We start from the raw sequence: 19,836 nt of genomic DNA on the forward strand, positions 1-19,836 counted from the left end.
AATTGAACTTTAAAATATGCTGTACTACCTGTTTGAATACTTAGAGCGTGCATACAACTTCCCGGGAGCAAGTCTTTTTGGGTTTATAACTTTTAGAGCGGCAATTGCGATTTTAATGTCGTTAGCTATCTCAACAATTTGGGGAAAACGCATTATTCTTTATTTGCAAAAAAAGCAATTGGGAGAATCAATACGTGACTTAGGTTTAGAAGGGCAGGTAGAAAAAGCGGGGACACCTACAATGGGTGGGCTTATAATAATTCTAGCGACTTTAATACCGGTTCTTTTACTGGCAAAACTAGAAAATGTCTATGTCATTTTGCTAATAGTTACAACCCTGTGGATGGGAGCAATAGGTTTTATAGATGATTTTTTAAAAATTAGAAAAAAGAATAAAGAAGGCTTAAGCGGAAAGTTTAAAATATTTGGTCAAATAGGTTTAGGGGTTATCGTAGGCGCTACCATATTTTTTCATCCCGGGGTTACTGTCAAAGAAGAGATTGCCAATAGCCCTGCACAACAAGAAGAGCTTGTAGATAGTAGTTCTAGAGAGTTTTCTTCAGAAGAAAAAGCACTAACAACCACTATACCTTTTGTTAAAAATAATGAGATCGATTATAGTGTTTTAGTGAGTTGGTTAGGCCCTAATTATGTAAAATACTCGTGGTTATTGTTTATCCCTATAGTAATTTTTATAGTGACTGCAGTTTCAAATGGAGCTAACCTAACAGATGGGATTGACGGATTAGCTGCCGGTACCTCTGCAATAATTGTGCTCACACTTGGGATTTTTGCTTGGGTTTCTGGTAATATCATTTTTAGCGATTATCTGGATGTGATGTATATACCTAGATCTGGGGAGATGGTAATTTTTATCACTGCGTTTGTGGGATCGCTGGTTGGTTTTTTATGGTACAATACGTATCCGGCTCAGGTTTTTATGGGAGATACGGGAAGTTTAACCATAGGTGGGATTATCGCTGTGATTGCTATAGCCATTCGTAAAGAGCTATTAATACCTATTCTATGTGGTGTCTTCTTTATGGAAACACTATCGGTGATGTTGCAGGTGAGTTGGTTTAAGTACACAAAGAAAAAATCTGGTGAAGGCAGACGTATATTTTTAATGTCGCCACTTCATCATCATTATCAGAAAAAGGGTATTCACGAGAGTAAAATCGTGACTCGTTTTTGGATTATAGGAATTCTACTAGCGATTATAACCATTGTAACGCTAAAGGTTAGATAGATGAAGCGGTTAGTAATTTTAGGCGGCGGTGAGAGTGGTGTAGGAACTGCGATTTTGGGTAAAAAACAAGGGTATGCTGTATTTGTCTCAGACTTTGGGAAGATAAAGAAAAGCTACCAGGACGTTCTTAATGATTCTGAAATTAAATGGGAAGATGGTGGGCATACAGAGTCGCTAATTCTTAATGCAGACTTAGTGATGAAAAGTCCGGGAATACCAGACAAAGCACCGCTAATTAAGCAATTGAAAGCAAGTAATATTCCAGTTATTTCTGAAATAGAATTTGCTGCTCTTTATACACAGGCAACTTTGATTGGCATTACCGGAAGTAACGGTAAGACCACAACCACCATGTTGATGGCTCATATTCTGAAAGAAGCCGGATTAAAAAGTGTGGCGGCCGGAAATATAGGAGACAGCTTTGCAAAATGGGTAGCATTAGATGATCAGGATTATTATGCGCTAGAGATAAGCAGTTTTCAATTAGATGGTATTGAAAAATTTGCTCCGCATATTGCGATTTTGACAAATATAACACCAGATCATCTGGACCGATATGAGTATGAATTTGAAAATTATATACGGTCAAAATTTAGAATAGCAGAGAATCAGACAGAAGCAGATTATTTAATATATGATGCAGATGATGAAGTGATAGTTGAGTGGTTAGAAAAACACCCGGTACGGTCTAAGCTGATGCCGTTTTCTATCACTAAAGAATTAAAACAAGGTGCTTATTATGCACAAGAAGAAATAAACATAATAACTGACGATACGAGAATGACTATGTCAACAAAAAATTTAGAAATTAAAGGTGCACATAATACAAAGAATGCAATGGCGGCAGCGACAGCTTCTCGATTATTAAGTATTCGCAAGGCGACTATTAGAGAATCGTTAGAAGGGTTTCAGGGAGTTGAACACCGCTTAGAATATGTATTAAAAATTAATAACGTTTCATACATAAACGATTCAAAAGCCACTAACGTTAATGCAACCTTTTATGCATTAGATAGTATGAGTGCCCCTACAGTATGGATTGTGGGAGGTGTAGATAAAGGGAACGATTATAAGGATCTTTTTCCGCTTGTGAATGAGAAGGTGAAAGCGATAATATGCTTAGGTGTAGATAATGCAAAATTATTACACACGTTTAGCAATATGGTTGAGACTATTATTGAAACAGAATCTATGACAGAAGCTGTGAAGATAGCATACAAGCTTACAGATAAAGGAGATAACGTGTTGTTGTCACCTGCCTGTGCAAGTTTTGATTTATTTGATAATTATGAAGATCGCGGAAGACAATTTAAAAATGCGGTTAGAAACTTATAGTAATTTATAATTCATTGTAAACAGGGAATACATTGAGTACATCAAAAAACATATTTGCTACATTAAAGGGAGATCGTTCTATCTGGGCGATCACCGCTTTTCTTGCATTATTTTCTTTTTTGCCGGTATTTAGTGCTAGTAGTAACCTGGCGTATTTATATGGAGGGAATGGAGATACATTTCCGTATTTATTACGCCATTTTATGCATCTCGTATTAGGTTTTGCTATAATTTATGGCGTACATAAAGTGCCTTCGCATTATTTTAAAGGTCTTTCTATAATAGGAATTCCAGTAGTCATCATTTTATTAATCGTGACTATGGCTCAGGGAACAACTATAGATGGCTCAAATGCAAGTAGATGGATTAAAGTTCCGTTTGTGGGAATTACTTTTCAAACATCTACATTGGCATCGGTTGTATTAATGATTTATATCGCGCGTTATCTTTCGCGAATTAAAGATAAAACCATAACCTTTAAAGAGAGTATATTACCCTTATGGGTGCCAGTGGCTCTTATTTTAGGTATGATTTTACCGGCCAATTTCTCTACTACAGCTATCATATTTGTAATGGTTCTTACGCTTGTATTTCTTGGCGGTTACCCGATTAAGTATTTAAGTATAATAGTGGTCTCAGGTTTACTCGTATTAACGCTTTTTATTTTGGCCGCTAAAGCTTTTCCGGGAGTATTTCCTAACCGTGTTGATACCTGGATAAGTAGGATAGATAGTTTTTCTGATAATGAAGATAGTGAAGGGGATTATCAAATAGAAAAGGCAAAGATAGCAATAGCGACCGGTGGACTCGTAGGTATGGGCCCAGGAAAGAGTATTCAAAAGAACTTCTTACCGCAATCATCATCAGATTTTATCTACGCTATAATTGTTGAAGAATTTGGTCTAGTTGGTGGATTGACACTGTTAGTAATGTATTTGCTGCTATTATTTAGAATTCTGGTAATTGCAAATAAAGCACCCAGCGTATTCGGAAAGTTAGCCGTAATAGGGGTGGGAATTCCTATCGTATTTCAAGCGTTAATAAATATGGCTGTTGCTGTTGAGTTATTCCCGGTTACAGGGCAAACCTTGCCACTTGTAAGTAGTGGAGGAACCTCGATATGGATGACCTGTCTTGCTATAGGAATAATTTTAAGCGTGAGCGTAAAACGAGGAGAAGTAAAAATTAAGGACGAAGAAGAAATGAATCCGCTAGATATATTAAGCGAAACCATTTAATAACGTAAAAAAGATTTGAAGAACTATAAATTCATATTATCAGGTGGTGGAACCGGGGGACATATTTACCCGGCAATTGCTATTGCAGATGCTTTAAAAGTGAAATATCCGACTGCGGAATTTCTTTTTGTAGGATCTCAAGATCGTATGGAAATGGAAAAAGTACCGGCTGCAGGATATAAAATTGAAGGATTATGGATCGCAGGTTTGCAACGTAAATTAACATTTGCGAACTTGATGTTTCCGTTTAAACTAATTAGCAGTTTAATTAAATCTGCCAGAATAATTAGAAAATTCAAACCAGATGCGGTTATAGGTACAGGTGGTTTTGCAAGCGGACCTTTATTAGAAATGGCCACACGCTCCGGTAAACCAACGCTTATACAAGAGCAAAATAGTTTTGCAGGTATAACCAATAAATTACTGGCAAAGAAAGTTGATACCATATGTGTAGCATATGAAAATATGCAACAGTTTTTTCCATCTGAAAAAATTTTTATTACGGGAAATCCAGTGCGCCAAGATTTGTTAGATATCAATTCAAAACGTGAAACAGGTATTGCCAAATATAATCTTGACGCTTCAAAAAAAACGCTTTTAGTATTAGGCGGAAGCCTCGGAGCCCGAGCGATAAATAAATTAATCGATAACGAATTACAATTTATTTTAGATCAAAACGTACAAGTTTTATGGCAATGCGGTAAGATCTATTATGAAGAGTACAAACACCAAAATGCATCTGCAGATGTTCAAGTTGTACCTTTTATAGATACAATGGATCTGGCTTATGCTTCAGCTGATATAATTATAAGTAGAGCCGGAGCGGGATCTGTGTCAGAATTAGCACTGGTGGGTAAGCCGGTGATATTTATTCCTTCTCCCAATGTCGCTGAAGATCATCAGACAAAAAATGCAGAAGCGATAGTGCGTAAGGACGCTGCTTTGCTTATAAAAGAAAAAGAGCTAGACGGTGCGTTTAGAAATCAGTTTTCAGGATTAATAAATAATGAAAATAGACAGGAGATATTAGGAGCTAATATTTTGAAATTGGCTAAACCTGATGCAACACAACAGATAGTTGATCAAATAGAACAAATGCTTAAAAAGCAATAACAACAGGCATAATTGAATAGTTTAAATAACATATCTAATTTTTATTTTATCGGCATTGGCGGTATAGGTATGAGTGCTCTGGCACGTTACTTCAAAGCTGCTGGTAAAAATGTTGCGGGCTATGACAAAACACCTTCAGAAATTACGCGATCTCTAAATGCACTGGGGATTGACATAACTTTTAATGATTCTCTTGATGAGATAGCTGCACTTTATAAAAATCAGCAAAATACACTAGTTGTATATACACCTGCTGTTCCTACGACTCATTTAGGATATCAATACTTTCAGCAGAATAATTTTAAAATATTAAAACGCGCAGCAGTTTTGGGCTTGCTTACGCAATCAAAATTTTGTCTGGCAGTAGCTGGCACTCATGGTAAAACAACCACAAGCGCTATGTTAGGTCATTTAATGGCTTCCTGTGAATTACCTGTAACTGCTTTTTTAGGAGGTATTGCCGAAAATTATCAAAGTAATTTAATACAGCAAGGTGAAGAGATCGTAGTTGTAGAGGCAGATGAATTTGATAGATCGTTTATGCAACTATATCCTAATATAGCTGCAATCACATCTATGGATGCAGACCATCTAGATATTTACGGTGATTCTGAAACATTACAAAATAGTTTTAAAGATTTTGCAGCTCAAGTAAAAGAGGATGGCGTGTTATTTATAGCTAACGGTTTGCCATTAGACGGTATTACCGTAGGTGTCGAAGATAATTCGCTCTATACCGCTATAAATGTTAATATAAAAAATGGAGCTTATCACTTTGATTTAAAATATCCCAGTGGTATGCTTAAAGATCTGGTACTTAACCTACCTGGCAGACACAATCTGTCAAACGCGATAACTGCTTTGGCGATGGCTTTAGAATATGGCTGCCCTGCCGATAAGCTCGCCAAAGCGCTAGTCGCATTTAAAGGGGTTAATCGCAGATTTACATATAGAATTCAGACAGAAAAGCAGGTGCTTATAGATGATTATGCGCATCATCCTACAGAAATTGATGCGGTGCATAATGCCGTTCGGGAAATGTATCCTAACAAAAGAGTTTTAGGAGTTTTTCAGCCTCATTTGTATAGTCGTACCCGGGATTTCATGGAAGATTTTGCAAGAAGTTTATCGCAGTTTGATGAGTTATTGCTGTTAGATATTTATCCTGCACGTGAACAGCCGATAGAAGGAGTAAATTCTCAGGAATTACTAAACTTAATTACTGTCGCTAGAAAACGATTAGTTACAAAAGAGAATCTAGAGGCAAAAATGAAAGCTTCAAAAGCAACTGTCAAGGTAATGATGGGCGCAGGAGATATTGGGGAAGAAATATTGAAAATCACTAAATCTTATAGCGAATGAAGATAGGGTGGTTTTATATAAGAATGTTCTGTTTACTACTAGTCACTTTGTTTTTAGTAGCATTTTCGCACAAGCGAAATTCAGATCGAACAATAAAAGTGGTAGAAGTAAATTTTGAAGCAGGAGCAAACCTATTTATAACTGCTGAAACGGTTGATAAATTGTTGATACAAAATGGAAAACCCTTAGAGGGACAGCGGAAAGAAATTCTAGTTTTGAAAAACTTAGAGGATAAGTTAGATTCGCACGCAATGATTTCTGATGCAGATGTTTACCTAACCCTTGATGGTGTGGTAGGTGCAACTGTAAAACAGAGAAAGCCTCTGGGTCGCGTGCAAGCACAAAAACCTTTTTATATCGATGAGAATGGTTCATATATGCCATTGTCAACAAACTATTCTGCTCGGGTACCATTAATAGATGGAGTATCACGCGAGCAAATAAAAGAGGTTTATCCACTTTTAAATTATTTACAGCAAGATGATTTGCTTGCAAAGCAGGTTATAGGGATCAGCCGAAAAGCAGATGGTAATTACAGTTTAACGCCGCGGGTATTAAACTATAACATCACTTTAGGAAAGATTAAAGATTTGCAAAGCAAGTTTGCAAACTATAAAGCTTTTTATCAAAAGGCGATTAAAGACAATAGTCTCCCAAATTATAAGAATATAGACCTGAGATTTAAAGGCCAGGTAGTTGGGACAAAAATTTAAGTTATGGAACAGAAAGACATAGCAGTAGGATTAGACATTGGTACTACCAAAATTGTCGCTATGATAGGTCGTTACAACGATTATCATAAGTTAGAAATTTTAGGAATTGGCAAGTCTAAGAGCCTTGGTGTTCATAGAGGGGTTGTAAATAATATTACACAAACCATACAGTCTATTCAGCAAGCCGTGCAGGAAGCAGAAAGTGTCTCTGGTATGAAGATTGAAGATGTGGTGGTAGGTATTGCGGGACAACACATACGCAGTTTACAACATAGCGATTACATAACTCGAGCAGATGCAGACCAGGTTATAGGTCCGCGTGATATTGATATGTTATGTAATCAAGTACATAAATTGGTAATGCTTCCGGGAGAAGAGATTATTCATGTACTTCCGCAGGAATACAAAGTTGATGGTCAAGCCGAAATTACACAGCCCATAGGTATGTATGGAGGTCGACTTGAGGCAAACTTCCATGTGGTAGTGGGCCAGGTAAGTAGCATACGCAACATAGGAAGATGTGTGAAAAGCGCCGGTCTCAATCTGGATAAAATTACATTAGAACCTCTGGCGTCGGCAAATGCTGTTTTGAGTCAAGAAGAGAAAGAGGCAGGTGTAGCTTTAATAGATATAGGTGGAGGTACCACAGATCTTGCGATTTTTAAAGACGGTATAATACGTCACACTGCTGTTATCCCTTTTGGGGGTAATGTTATTACCGAAGATATTAAAGAAGGTTGCAGTATAATAGAAAAACAGGCAGAGCTTCTTAAAATAAAATTTGGATCTGCTTGGCCTGGTGAGAATAAAGATAATGAGATTGTCTCTATACCTGGTTTACGTGGTAGAGAACCAAAAGAGATCACGTTAAAAAATCTCTCTAAAATCATTCATGCTCGCGTTGTGGAGATTGTAGAGCAGGTTTATTTAGAAATAAAAAATTACGGTCACGAGGAGCAGAAAAAGAAGCTTATTGCTGGTATAGTTCTTACAGGTGGTGGTTCACAATTGAAGCATTTAAAACAACTTGTTGAATATATTACCGGAATGGATACTCGTATAGGCTATCCTAATGAGCACCTAGCCGGAGATAGTGATTCGGAGACTACGAGCCCCTTGTATGCAACCGCCGTAGGTCTGGTAATGAACAGTCTTGAACACCGCAGGAATGAACCTGAAGCGCAACAGGATACTGCAATTGTTGAAGAAGAGGTTATTGAGGAGCAACCGGAAACAGCAATAGAGACAGATGAGGAAGAAGAAATAGTGCAGCCAAAAGAGAAAAAGATTAGAAAAAGCATATTTGATACTTGGGCAGAAAAGTTCAAGGATTTTCTTGATAATGCAGAATAAGAAATTGAAAAAGAAAAACATCCAACTAATAAACCGGTAAAACGATATATTATGAGCAACACAGATTTTGAAAACATTTCGTTTGATTTACCAAAAAATCAGAGCAACGTCATTAAAGTAATTGGAGTAGGTGGAGGTGGTAGTAATGCCATTAACCATATGTTTACGCAAGGGATAAAGGGAGTTGACTTTGTCGTGTGTAATACAGATTCACAAGCTCTGGAAAATAGTCCGGTGCCCATTAGAATTCAATTAGGTGTAAGCCTTACTGAAGGATTAGGAGCTGGAGCAAATCCTGATGTGGGTGAAAAAGCAGCTATAGAAAGTTCTGAAGACATCAAGCAAATGCTGGGTACAAACACAAAAATGATCTTTATTACTGCCGGGATGGGTGGTGGTACAGGTACTGGTGCGGCGCCTGTAATTGCAAAAATGGCTAAGGAGATGGATGTTCTTACGGTGGGTATCGTAACTATCCCTTTTCAGTTTGAAGGAAAGATGCGTAACGAGCAGGCTCAATTGGGTGTAGAGCGTTTACGTAGCCACGTAGATTCATTAATTGTTATCAACAATAATAAATTACGTGAGGTTTATGGTAACCTTGGTTTTAAGGCAGGCTTTAGTAAAGCAGATGAAGTACTTGCTACTGCATCACGTGGAATTGCAGAAGTAATTACACATCATTATACTCAGAATATTGACCTTAGAGATGCAAAAACAGTTTTAAGTAACAGTGGTACTGCAATTATGGGTAGTGCTCATGCAAGTGGTGGCAGTCGTGCTCAGGATGCCATTAGAAAAGCATTAGACTCGCCATTATTAAACGATAATAAAATTACAGGTGCTCAAAACGTATTGTTGCTTATCGTTTCTGGTACCGAAGAGATTACTATAGATGAGATAGGAGAAATTAACGATCACATCCAGGATGAAGCAGGTCATAGTGCTAACATCATTATGGGTGTAGGTGAAGAAGAAAGTCTAGGAGATGCTATATCTGTAACAATTATTGCTACGGGTTTTAATGTAGAGCAACAAAATGAGATCGTTAATACCGAAACAAAAAAAATCATACACACTTTAGAAGATGAACAGCGTGCTCAGCACGAATTATCACCTAAAAGTACGGGAAGTCGGTTAAACTTTGATGCTCCAACTCCTGCTCCTAAAGAAACAGTTGAGCCAGAAAAGAAGCCTATAGTGCACACGTTAGATGACAGCGATGATCCTATAGATTTAATGGTGAATCAAAGTACGCAGGACTTGGGAAAGCCTAAAATGGATTTGATTCCTACTACAGATCTTATCCGCAATATTCAGGTTATTTATGAGGAGGTTCTTGATTATTCTGATGAAGAGCCACAGATGGTTGATCTGGATATGGACTTTAAAATTGTAAGTGTTGAAAAACCTACTCGTACTCCGCAAGTAAACTTATTTGAGGAAGAGGAAGAACAATTTACGCTTTCTTTTGATCTTCCATTAAACGAAGAAAAACCGAAGCAACAGCCTGTAGAACCAAAAGCTGAAAAAAAAGAGGCAGATATTTTTTACAGTCTTGATGATGATATTAATAATATCGAAGTTAATAATCCGGTAGAAATAGTTTCGGTTACTGAAGTAAATGAAAAGGGTGAAAAACGCTACAGTCTTGATGACTATATGGAAATGGAAGAGCATCTAAATAGAGCTAAGCCACAGCAGCCTGCAAGACAACCAGAGAAAAAGCAGGAAGAGCCTGTAGTATATGAGCGACCTGTGGTAGATAAAAAGCCTAAAGAATATACTCCAGAAGAGGATGAGAATCCTATGAACACACCTATTTCAGAATTACTTACAGAACGCGCTGCAGAACGTAAGCGTATGATGAAAGAATTTAATTACAAATTTCACAACAATCAATCTCGTATTGATGAGATCGAGAGACAACCAGCTTATAAAAGACAAGGGATAGATTTAAGTCAAAATCCTAGTGCTAATTCTGGATTGTCACGTACGTCAATAAGTAAAGACGATAATGATGAGATTCAATTAAGACGAAATAACTCTTTTCTACATGATAATGTAGATTAGTGATGGCTATATGCTGAAATCAAAACCCCAGATATTTTTATATCTGGGGTTTTTAAATTTAAATCTGTATCTAAAAGGTTTTGGTCATTTTTGATTTAAACTTTTGGAGAAAATGCTTTATAATAGCTATATTCGCTCTCCGAAAAAATACCATATTATGAGTTTACAGACAGAGGTGATGACCGCGATGAAGACTGCGATGAAAGCAAAAGATCAGAATGCTTTGGCTTCATTACGTGCTATTAAATCTGCTATCCTTACTGCTCAGACTGAAAGTGGAGCTAGTGAGGAGCTTGCTGAAGAGGAAGAAATAAAAATCCTTCAAAAATTAGTAAAGCAACGTAAAGATAGTGCTGCAATTTACACGGAGCAGGACCGTACAGAAATGGCTGAAGAAGAATTAGCTCAAGCTGCGGTAATTGAGCAATTTTTACCAGAACAAATGAGTCCTGAAGAGATTGAAAAAATAGTTTTATCTATTATAGAGACCACCGGTGCTTCAGGAATGCAAGATATGGGTAAGGTGATGGGATTAGCATCACAAGAGCTCGCAGGTAAAGCAGACGGCAAAACCATTTCTACAATAGTTAGACAAAAATTAGCTTAATATTTATCGGCCTCGTGGCGCAACTGAATAGCGCATCAGATTTCGGCTCTGAGGGTTGGGGGTTTGAATCCCTCCGGGGTCACTTTAAAAATCCATAAAACATTATTAATGTGTTTTATGGATTTTTTTTTGAGATTGTTTTTACTTCTGTCTATTATTAAAAAATATTTCTGTCCTAAATAACTCCATTTTATTTATCTCTTTAAGTGAGTGGTAATACAAATTGATCTTCCAGTTTTAAACTGATTACTGTTTGTGTTACATAAATTGTAAAAGCAATTTCAAATATAATATGGAATTGACCGGGTAGAATATCAAACCAGTGTGTTGTTTAATTTATATTTTAGTCCTAATAATGATATAAATTGCCTAAATTCAGGAAGATAGATATTTATAGTAAAATTTCTGTTGGATGAAATATAAAGAAAGCCCTGAAATTAAATATCCTGAAAAAACAGTCTGGTTAAAAAATCTTATCTATTTAGGAGGTATTTTGATTGTCTGTAATACATTAGCTACGATCTTTTTTAATTTGACTGTAATGAGATATAATCGGTTTATCTCTTCTGTTCTCATTCTAGTGTATTATCAATTTGTACTGCCCAAACACAACAAACTCTTCTTTTTTGCAATTGCAGCATTTGTTTTAAGGGACTATTTTATGATTAGTTATGAGGATCAAAAAAACACCTATCTTTTCTTTACTTGCGGGTTTATTGCTTATACCTTATTAACTATTAAACAAGTAAGAAACTTGCTGCGATTCCGTTTTAAATTTCCACCCATATTGGCAATTGGTCTATTTGCTCTCATAAGCTTTTTTATTCTTTATGTATTAGAATCTCTTGTGCAGGAATATTTTCTGAATGTGCAAACTTCATACTTATTCTATGCGATGGGTACAAGTCTCATCTGTTTGATTTTTGTCGCTATATACTATTATTACAGGCTGGGTAATCTGAGATCACTCGTATTTTCATTTGGAGTATTCTCATTAATGATTTCTGATGTAAACCTTTGTGTTGCATATTACTTGGGATGTACGTCGTTAGATATTCCCGTGAGAGTATTTTACATTCTTGGACTCGTGCTTATAATTAATTATGGGGTTAACACAGCTATGCGCAAAAAGGAAATGAATTTAAAAGAAGAATTCTTCTAGAGAGTACATTTCTAATTTCATTAAAATAATCTCAGCAACCTTTATGCTTCAATAATTAATTTTGCTGAGACATCCTTATTTTTTGCGTAAATTCGCAAGCAATTAAAAATTCCCATGTTAGAAAGATTAAACTTTATAAAACAACGCTTCGACGAAGTAAGTGATCTTATCATTCAACCCGATATAATTTCAGATCAGAAGCGTTATGTAGAGCTCAATAAAGAATATAAGGATTTACGCGCCATTATGGATGAGCGTGAAAATTATATAAAGCAGACCCAGCGTATAGAAGAAGCTAAAGAAATTATTGCAGATGGCAGTGATCCAGAAATGACGGAGATGGCCAAAATGCAACTTGAAGAGGCAGAATCAATTATTCCCGGTCTTGAAGAGAAAATTAGATTTATGCTTGTTCCTAAGGATCCTGAAGATTCTAAGAATGCAGTAATGGAAATACGTGCAGGTACGGGTGGTGATGAAGCAAGTATATTTGCGGGTGACATCTATCGTATGTATATGAAATACTGTGAGAGCAAAGGATGGAAAACGAGCACAATCGATTATAGTGAAGGAACCAGTGGTGGTTTTAAAGAAATTCAGGTAGAGGTTACGGGTGAAGATGTTTATGGTACTCTACGCTTTGAGGCAGGTGTACATCGTGTGCAACGTGTGCCACAGACCGAAACACAAGGACGTGTACATACTAGTGCAGCGACTGTTATGGTTTTTCCGGAGGCCGAAGAGTTTGATGTTGAAATCAATCCTAAAGAAGTGCGTATCGATTTCTTCTGTTCGTCAGGGCCAGGTGGTCAATCTGTAAATACGACGTATTCTGCAGTGCGATTAACACATATTCCTACCGGCTTGGTAGCGCAGTGTCAAGATCAGAAGTCACAACATAAGAATAAAGAAAAAGCTTTTAAGGTACTTCGATCCCGTTTGTACGATATGGAGCTGGCTAAAAAGCAAGAGGCAGATGCTGCTAAAAGAGGATCTATGGTTACCAGTGGTGACCGTAGTGCAAAAATACGCACCTATAACTATCCTCAAGGGCGTGTGACAGATCACCGAATCAACTTGACATTGTACGATTTGTCTAATATTATAGATGGCGATATTCAACGTATTATAGACGAACTACAATTAGTAAGTAATACCGAAAAATTAGCCGAAGGTGGCGATGCTATTTAAATAGAGCTTCTAACCAGAAAAAATATATTTCACTTGAATATTCAGCAGCTTTTTGAGCAAATAAAAAAGAAACAATCGGTACTCTGTGTAGGTTTAGACACTGATCTAGACAAAATACCGAGCCATCTTTTGGAGTCAGAAGACCCTATATTTGAATTCAATAAAGCAATAATCGAGGCTACCCATGCCTATGCGGTAGCTTATAAGCCTAACACCGCTTTTTATGAGGCTTATGGTATTAAAGGTTGGCAATCTCTTCAGAAAACGATAGATTATCTAAACACCTATCATCCCGATATTTTTACCATTGCAGATGCTAAACGTGGCGATATCGGAAATACGTCTAGCAGATATGCAAAGGCATTTTTTGAAGATCTGGGCTTTGATTCTGTTACAACAGCTCCTTATATGGGTAAGGATTCTATGGAGCCATTCTTAGCTTTTGACGGAAAGTTTACCATTATGTTAGCGCTTACTTCAAATCCGGGAGCATTCGATTTTCAGACTCAAAAAATTGGGGAAACAGAGCTTTATAAGAAAGTTCTAGAAACCTCTACTACCTGGGAAAATAGTGATCGCCTTATGTATGTTGTGGGAGCAACAAAGGCAGAATACCTTGCAGATATACGAAAAATAGTGCCAGATTCATTTCTTCTCGTCCCAGGTGTAGGAGCTCAGGGTGGAAGTGTAGAAGAAGTGTTCAAGTATGGCGCTAACAGCAAAGCAGGACTTTTAATTAATTCGTCTCGCGGAGTAATTTATGCCTCAAATTCCTTAGATTTTGCTGAGGCTGCAGCTTCTGAAGCTAAAAAATTGCAAGAGCAGATGGCTCCTTATATTTCAGCTTTGTAGTAACAAACAGTATGGCCTTATGTATGATCAGTTAGGGCGTAACCTAAGCATTACAAATCCTATAAATCGAGTAGTTTGTCTTGTGCCCAGTTTATCTGAACTGCTAATAGATTTAGGTCTCGATTCAAAATTAGTAGGTGTCACTAAATTTTGTGTACATCCTCAAGATCTAAGAGGGAGCAAGGTAGTTGTAGGGGGTACTAAAAGTATACACTTAGATAAAATTGCTGCTTTAAATCCAGATTTAATAATTGCTAATAAAGAAGAGAATTCTCAAGAAATCGTAGCGTCGTGTGCAAGTCTCGCACCGGTATATGTTTCTGACATTAACAATTTTGATGAATTTGAAATCTTCTTAAAGGATTTAGGTATACTATTTAATATCAAAGATCGAACCGATGCTTTGATGCGTAATTTTCAAAACCGACTTGATAATTTCAGAAGCAAATATAAAAGCTTACCGCAACGCAAAGTAGCTTATCTAATCTGGAAGAATCCACTAATGGCTGCCGGAGGTGATAATTTTATTAATGTAATTCTTAACGAACTTCATCTAAACAATATTTTTGAAAATAAAGCGGGTCGTTATCCTGAGGTAACTGAGAGCGAATTAAATGATGCCGATTTTATTTTTCTTTCATCAGAACCCTTTCCTTTTTCAGAGAAACACATTCAAGAATTTAAAGATATTACGAAAACGAAAATTCTACTAGTGGATGGCGAATTTTTCAGTTGGTATGGAAGCAGACTCCTGCTGGCATTTGATTATTTTGATTTATTACTAAACGATTTAAAATAAAAAACGCCATCTATTAAGATGGCGTTTTTAGTTGAACTATATTTTGATTAAGATCCGTAAGTAGGATTTTGCTCGATTAAATTGTTAGTATCCATCTCAGTCTGTGGGATAGGTAAAACCAGGCTTGGATCGTTATACGGCAAACCGTCTACGTCACTTTGAGTACGTTTTAAATCGTGTAATAAAAAGCCTTCAAAAGCTAATTCTAATTGACGCTCAAGTAAGATGTCCTCTTGAGTTAGTGGTGCGCTCACAGTTGATGCACCAGATCGCAATCTTAATGCATTAATATCATCCTCTGGACTTGCACCTACGTTTGAGTTGGTCATTATGTTTCCTTCAGCACGTATTAAGTACATTTCAGCAAGTCTTATAAGTGGGATATTAGCAAATTGATTGGTATATTTTCCAGTTAAATCATCACCGTAATCACCTATATATGTCAGTTGTGCACGTTGATCTGATTGGCTGTCGAATAAATTAAAATAAGCTTGATTTAATACAATATCTCCGCCACGACCACCATTATCCTGCGAAGCATAAAAGGTAATAAAGTCGCTATCTCCTGTTTGATTTGTAACTTGAAAATCAAATAAGTCTTCAACTGAATTGGCATCGTTGTTAAATGCACTTGCAAAATTAGGTGCTAATCTTGCTCCACTATTTACAATAACATCATTAGCTGCATCACGTGCTCCAGCATAGTTCTGCATTTGTAAATAAACACGTGCGCGCAATGCTTGAGCTGCATACTTTGTTGCAAAAATTGTATTTGTTACAGGTAAATTAGCATATGCAGTTTCTAAATCTGATAGAATAAGTGCGTAAACCTCCTCTACACTTGCTCGTTCAGCTGGTAGTGGTTGTGAATAATCTTCATAACCAATAACTCGTAATGGAACCCCAGGTTGGTTATTTGTAGTACCTGCTTCATAAGGAAGACCCCAAAGACGCACCAGTTCAAAATAATTTAAAGCACGTAAAAACTTAGTTTCAGCTTCTATTACATTACGTCTGTCGTCACTACTCGTTACAATATCAAGATTATCTAAGATTAAATTTGCTTGATTTATACTTTCGTAGCCATTTGCCCAAGAATCACTCACAAAGGTATTGTCTACAAGAATATTTTTCTGAATAAGCTGTCGTGGTGCTAGAAAAGTTCCGAACCAGCTTTTTTCATCAGAAGCACCTAAAAGATCAGCGATAATTTGTAAGTCTCCGCCAAAGCTAACGTCTTGGCCAGATTCTTCATAGATACCTAAAAGAAGTGCGCTTATATTTTGTTCTGAAGCTAAGGCTGTAGAACCGTCTATACTCTGTTGAGGGTCAATTTCTAAATTATCATCACAACTTTGAAAACCCAAAGCTAGAATGAATAAGAATGAAAATTTATATAATGATTTCATAGTTGTTTTTTAAAATTTCACATTAAGTCCTAATGAAATAGTACGTGCCGGAGGTGCAGAATAAAATGATTGTCCCACGCCACCTGCATCACTACGAGCTTCTGGATCGTAGCCATCGTAATCTGTAAAAGTCAATAAATTTACTCCCGTGCAATAAACACGAACTGAACTTAAACCATATTGTTCTATAGTTTCTTTAGGAATAGTGTATCCTATTGTAGCATTACGAAGGCGTACAAAATCACTCTTGTCTAAATAGCGCGTAGATTGTGCGGTACCATTACCTCCAAATAAACGTGCTTGTGGTACATCTGTAATATCTCCTGGATTTTGCCATCTGTCTGTATATTGATCTAATGTTTGATTGTCGAAGTAGTCTGCACTTGCAGATTGAAAACGACCACCTCCATTATAGATAGATGCACCAAACTCTCCTTGAAAAGTAAATGATAGATCTATGTTGTGATAGTTTATAGTATTTGTAATACCACCATACCATTCTGGAAACGGATTGCCTACAACAACACGATTTGCTTCATTTGCGCTGTTGGTAGTTTCTCTATTTAATGATCCATCAGGATTTTCAGAATTTATGTAATAAAGTGCATCACCATTTGCAGGATCTACGCCGGCATACTCTAACATATAAAGTGCATTAACATTTTCTCCTACACGTTGAATATTTTGACCCACTACGATATCATTATTTCCGTTAGGAAGCGATAGGATCTCATTCTTGTTATAAGCTAAATTGAAACTGGTTGACCACTGAAAATTTTCAGATTGAATATTGTCTGTGTTTAAAACAAATTCTACACCTTTATTTTCTAATTCACCAATGTTACTACTTAATGTAGCCGCACCAGAACTTGGAATTAAGGGAACGTCAAACAGCAGGCCGTCTGTATTCTTGTGGTAGTAATCAATCTCTCCAGATATTCTTCCGTTAAAAAAGCCGAATTCAATACCGTAATCAGTTTGGGTAGTAGTCTCCCAAGTTAAATCTGGATTTCCCGGTTGAGATAATGAAATCCCGGGACGTTGATCATAGGAGATAGCGCCAAACAAGTAACGAGAAGGGAAATCTCCAATGTCTGCGTTACCTGTTTTTCCCCAGCTACCGCGTAATTTTAAATAAGTCAACACTTCAGAATCCTGTAAAAATCCTTCTTCAGAAATTACCCAACCTGCAGAAAATGCCGGGAATACTCCATAACGTTCGTTTTCACCAAATCTAGATGAACCATCACGTCTTATACTAGCTTTAAATAAATACTTATTGGCATAGTCATAAGTAGCTCTTGCAAATAAAGAGAAAAATGCATTTTGTGAACGATTACCACTACCTGCAACAATATCTGCACCACCATCTACTGTTGTAAAGTCATCTGATGGAAATTGGTTTGCTGTAACGCTCTCATATCTACGCGTTGTTTCATTTAATTCTGTTCCTGCTGTAAGTCCTAAAGTGTGGAAATCTCCTAATTGCTTATCATAGGTCAAGAAACCAGAAATAATGTAGTTCTCGGCGTTAACGCTACTTGCAAACACTTCACCGTTTGTAGCTTGAAAAGGAGCATTTCTACCTGTGAAATTATCTTCTGTTTGATAATAAAGATCATAGGCGAAGTTTCCGTTAATTTTAAGGCCTTCTAAAATCTCATAATCTCCAAAGGTGCGTCCATTTACACGTCTAATGATCGTTTTGTAGAAGGAGTTTTCTTCCTGAAGTAAAAAGTTAGGATAAATTGTATTTGAATTTGGTGATCCATCCTCATTGTAAGCAGGAGAAATAGGTGGTTGCGCTATGGCTTGTAATGGAGAAACAAACGCATTATCATTTGCGATACGATCTATATCAGAACGTGAATAGCTCAAGTTCATACCTATATTAAATCGATCACTGAATTTATGATTGATGTTCGTTCTACCATTAAAACGTCTCAATGCATTTCCTTTTATAATACCTTTAGTTTCATTAAGTGATCCTGCAAAGAAAATACTTGTTTTTGCGCTACCTCCGCTCATTGAGAAATCTGCATCAGATACAGATCCATTTTGGAAAGCAAGATCTTGCCAATCTGTATCTACAGCTCCATTTCTCCAGTCTGTTCCATTAGCAAGACCATCAAAAGTATCTTCTATATAAGCAATAGCTTCAGCGTCATCAGAAAAAGTACCATCACTTACACTATTTAAAGCAGCTTCACGGAATAGCTCAATGTATTGAGAAGAATTTAACCAGTCTCTCTTATTTGTAGCCTGGCTGATACCGTGGCTAATATTTACAGAAAATTCAGATTTACCTTCTTTACCGGTTTTAGTAGTAATTATAATTACCCCATTTGCTCCTCTTGATCCATAAATTGCGGCAGATGAAGCATCTTTTAAAACTTCGATAGATTCTATTTCATTAGGGCTAATAGATAATAACGGATTTGTAGGAGCTCCGTTGCTAGACTCATTAGCATTATAAAGTGGAATACCATCAAGTACATATAATGGTTGCGTTCCTGCAGATATGCTGGTTGCCCCACGTACACGTATGTTTAAACCTCCATCAACCTTACCGTTAGTTTGTGTGATTTGAACACCGGCTGCTTTGCCCACTAAAGCACTTTGAAAGTTAGAAACAGGAACTTCACTAATATCTTCTGAAGTTAGTTTGACAATATTGTCTGTAAGCGTACGCTTACTTTGGGTTCCATAACCCACTACTAAGACCTCATCTAACTCATCTGCGCTAGCAGCTAACGTAATGTTATAAGTAGAAGCTGAGGTAACAGTCACTTTTTGGTTTTTAAAACCTACATAAGAAAAGTTAAGCACAGCACCTTCAGTTGCAGATAAACTATAGTTACCATCAAAATCGGTTTGTGTACCTGTTGTAGTACCTTCTATTGTGATGTTAACACCGGGAAGCGGTACTCCCTGATCATCTTTTACAGTTCCTGATACAGACTTCGTTTGCGCAAACGAAAGGTAGCAGGTAAGCATCAAAATGAAGCTTAAAGAAAAATGTAATTTGTTCTTCATATTTAAGGGTTTAAAATTATTTAAAACTGAATAGGTCCCTAAACGTTATGATTAGGTTGTAGATCATATAAATGTTGTGGGAGATAGTCAGCGCATTTGAACGTCAAAAATATGTAATTAATCGCTACATAAGGAGCTGGTAAGTGGTAATAGGAGAATTAAGCGGAATCAGTGGTGATACGGCTTGGGCAAGATTTTACGAAATTATTAAAAGCTTACATTTATATTATAAAATGTGTTTTTAAAAAGCATAATATTAATAAATTTCTATTATTTTAAAATAAAAATGCAATAGCTGCCTAAATGTTAAATTTTGATTTTTTTTCAGAATCTACTCAAGTGGA

15 protein-coding genes and 1 tRNA gene are annotated in these 19,836 nt (G+C 36.7%); 14 read left to right on the forward strand and 2 right to left on the reverse strand.

What is annotated here, in order from left to right; genetic code table 11:
- Positions 1-16 precede the first annotated feature (16 nt).
- From mraY to ABVM53_RS09280, 14 genes are all read left to right on the forward strand, one after another.
- Positions 17-1,249: a phospho-N-acetylmuramoyl-pentapeptide-transferase gene (gene mraY, locus ABVM53_RS09215; protein ID WP_405325391.1), complete on the forward strand. Its 1,233-nt coding sequence runs from the start codon at positions 17-19 to the stop codon at positions 1,247-1,249.
- Complete coding sequence (gene murD, locus ABVM53_RS09220; protein WP_405325394.1) at positions 1,250-2,584, forward strand: UDP-N-acetylmuramoyl-L-alanine--D-glutamate ligase; 1,335 nt, start codon at positions 1,250-1,252, stop codon at positions 2,582-2,584. It abuts the gene before it with no gap.
- 32 nt (positions 2,585-2,616) lie between these two features.
- The gene (locus ABVM53_RS09225) at positions 2,617-3,822 is read left to right on the forward strand and encodes an FtsW/RodA/SpoVE family cell cycle protein (protein ID WP_128756491.1); all 1,206 of its coding nucleotides are present in this window, start codon (positions 2,617-2,619) and stop codon (positions 3,820-3,822) included.
- Between the two features lie 15 nt (positions 3,823-3,837).
- Entirely contained in the window at positions 3,838-4,935 is a 1,098-nt protein-coding gene (gene murG / locus ABVM53_RS09230; RefSeq protein ID WP_405325398.1) for an undecaprenyldiphospho-muramoylpentapeptide beta-N-acetylglucosaminyltransferase, read from the forward strand.
- A 12-nt stretch (positions 4,936-4,947) separates the two neighbouring features.
- Positions 4,948-6,297, forward strand: coding sequence for a UDP-N-acetylmuramate--L-alanine ligase (gene murC / locus ABVM53_RS09235; RefSeq protein WP_405325401.1), 1,350 nt, complete (start codon positions 4,948-4,950; stop codon positions 6,295-6,297).
- Positions 6,298-6,320: 23 nt separating this feature from the next.
- Positions 6,321-7,010, forward strand: coding sequence for a cell division protein FtsQ/DivIB (locus ABVM53_RS09240; RefSeq protein ID WP_405325404.1), 690 nt, complete (start codon positions 6,321-6,323; stop codon positions 7,008-7,010).
- Between the two features lie 3 nt (positions 7,011-7,013).
- The gene (ftsA, locus tag ABVM53_RS09245; RefSeq protein WP_128756495.1) at positions 7,014-8,363 is read left to right on the forward strand and encodes a cell division protein FtsA; all 1,350 of its coding nucleotides are present in this window, start codon (positions 7,014-7,016) and stop codon (positions 8,361-8,363) included.
- A 51-nt stretch (positions 8,364-8,414) separates the two neighbouring features.
- Complete coding sequence (gene ftsZ / locus ABVM53_RS09250; protein WP_405325408.1) at positions 8,415-10,436, forward strand: cell division protein FtsZ; 2,022 nt, start codon at positions 8,415-8,417, stop codon at positions 10,434-10,436.
- Positions 10,437-10,593: 157 nt separating this feature from the next.
- Positions 10,594-11,043 (forward strand): GatB/YqeY domain-containing protein, encoded by a 450-nt coding sequence (locus tag ABVM53_RS09255; protein WP_405325411.1) that lies wholly within the window; start codon positions 10,594-10,596, stop codon positions 11,041-11,043.
- 8 nt (positions 11,044-11,051) lie between these two features.
- Positions 11,052-11,125: transfer RNA gene (locus tag ABVM53_RS09260), tRNA-Arg, on the forward strand.
- Between the two features lie 330 nt (positions 11,126-11,455).
- Complete coding sequence (locus ABVM53_RS09265) at positions 11,456-12,205, forward strand: hypothetical protein (RefSeq protein WP_405325414.1); 750 nt, start codon at positions 11,456-11,458, stop codon at positions 12,203-12,205.
- A gap of 114 nt (positions 12,206-12,319) precedes the next feature.
- Positions 12,320-13,396 (forward strand): peptide chain release factor 1, encoded by a 1,077-nt coding sequence (prfA, locus tag ABVM53_RS09270; RefSeq protein ID WP_128756499.1) that lies wholly within the window; start codon positions 12,320-12,322, stop codon positions 13,394-13,396.
- A 33-nt stretch (positions 13,397-13,429) separates the two neighbouring features.
- Positions 13,430-14,248, forward strand: a complete 819-nt coding sequence (gene pyrF, locus ABVM53_RS09275; protein WP_405325417.1) for an orotidine-5'-phosphate decarboxylase — start codon at positions 13,430-13,432, stop codon at positions 14,246-14,248.
- Positions 14,249-14,267: 19 nt separating this feature from the next.
- Positions 14,268-15,047, forward strand: a complete 780-nt coding sequence (locus ABVM53_RS09280) for an ABC transporter substrate-binding protein (RefSeq protein WP_405325419.1) — start codon at positions 14,268-14,270, stop codon at positions 15,045-15,047.
- 47 nt (positions 15,048-15,094) lie between these two features.
- Here the strand turns inward: ABVM53_RS09280 and ABVM53_RS09285 are convergent, their stop codons facing one another.
- Positions 15,095-16,456: a RagB/SusD family nutrient uptake outer membrane protein gene (locus ABVM53_RS09285; protein WP_405325422.1), complete on the reverse strand. Its 1,362-nt coding sequence runs from the start codon at positions 16,454-16,456 to the stop codon at positions 15,095-15,097.
- 9 nt (positions 16,457-16,465) lie between these two features.
- Entirely contained in the window at positions 16,466-19,492 is a 3,027-nt protein-coding gene (locus ABVM53_RS09290; protein ID WP_405325426.1) for a SusC/RagA family TonB-linked outer membrane protein, read from the reverse strand.
- Positions 19,493-19,836 lie beyond the last annotated feature (344 nt).

The sequence above is a fragment of the Leeuwenhoekiella sp. LLG6367-2.1 genome, assembly GCF_045055775.1.
Classification (GTDB): Bacteria; Bacteroidota; Bacteroidia; order Flavobacteriales; family Flavobacteriaceae; genus Leeuwenhoekiella; species Leeuwenhoekiella aequorea.

Excerpts from the sequence above, each read along its gene's own strand:
- ABVM53_RS09240 (WP_405325404.1), top strand. The coding sequence starts at position 6,321 with ATGTTCTGTTTACTACTAGTCACTTTGTTTTTAGTAGCATTTTCGCAC.
- ftsA (WP_128756495.1), top strand. The coding sequence starts at position 7,014 with ATGGAACAGAAAGACATAGCAGTAGGATTAGACATTGGTACTACCAAA.
- murD (WP_405325394.1), top strand. The coding sequence starts at position 1,250 with ATGAAGCGGTTAGTAATTTTAGGCGGCGGTGAGAGTGGTGTAGGAACT.
- ftsZ (WP_405325408.1), top strand. The coding sequence starts at position 8,415 with ATGAGCAACACAGATTTTGAAAACATTTCGTTTGATTTACCAAAAAAT.
- mraY (WP_405325391.1), top strand. The coding sequence starts at position 17 with ATGCTGTACTACCTGTTTGAATACTTAGAGCGTGCATACAACTTCCCG.
- ABVM53_RS09255 (WP_405325411.1), top strand. The coding sequence starts at position 10,594 with ATGAGTTTACAGACAGAGGTGATGACCGCGATGAAGACTGCGATGAAA.
- ABVM53_RS09265 (WP_405325414.1), top strand. The coding sequence starts at position 11,456 with ATGAAATATAAAGAAAGCCCTGAAATTAAATATCCTGAAAAAACAGTC.
- ABVM53_RS09290 (WP_405325426.1), bottom strand. The coding sequence starts at position 19,492 with ATGAAGAACAAATTACATTTTTCTTTAAGCTTCATTTTGATGCTTACC.
- ABVM53_RS09280 (WP_405325419.1), top strand. The coding sequence starts at position 14,268 with ATGTATGATCAGTTAGGGCGTAACCTAAGCATTACAAATCCTATAAAT.
- ABVM53_RS09285 (WP_405325422.1), bottom strand. The coding sequence starts at position 16,456 with ATGAAATCATTATATAAATTTTCATTCTTATTCATTCTAGCTTTGGGT.
- prfA (WP_128756499.1), top strand. The coding sequence starts at position 12,320 with ATGTTAGAAAGATTAAACTTTATAAAACAACGCTTCGACGAAGTAAGT.